At 28.3% G+C, this 254-nt stretch carries 1 pseudogene; it reads right to left on the bottom strand.

Annotated features, from left to right (window positions below):
• Positions 1 to 144: pseudogene (locus tag AYC60_RS09310) on the bottom strand (tRNA uracil 4-sulfurtransferase ThiI); the annotation flags it as partial.
• Positions 145 to 254: the final 110 nt, after the last annotated feature.

Genomic DNA, 254 nt, shown 5'->3' with positions numbered 1-254 from the left:
TTTTACAAAAGCTGCTGTACAATTTAATCCCTCTAGTGTTTGAGATGCAACTTGCCCTAAACTTTCTCCTGTAACTATAGCTCTTAAATTATTCTTCTTATCAAGCTTTTCATACAGCCTCTTCATCTCCCGTCTTTTAAGAATAGTTGCTTACTCCTTATTTGTTTTTTCATTAATTGTCTGTTGTATTGGTAACATATTCATATAATAAAACTTATACTTACCATTTTATTTACTTAATATTTTTACTAATT

The sequence above is a fragment of the Streptobacillus felis genome, assembly GCF_001559775.1.
In the GTDB taxonomy this organism is placed as follows: domain Bacteria; phylum Fusobacteriota; class Fusobacteriia; order Fusobacteriales; family Leptotrichiaceae; genus Streptobacillus; species Streptobacillus felis.
The sequence above is the reverse complement of the archived record's forward strand: the minus strand, read 5'-3'. Positions and strand labels throughout refer to the sequence as shown.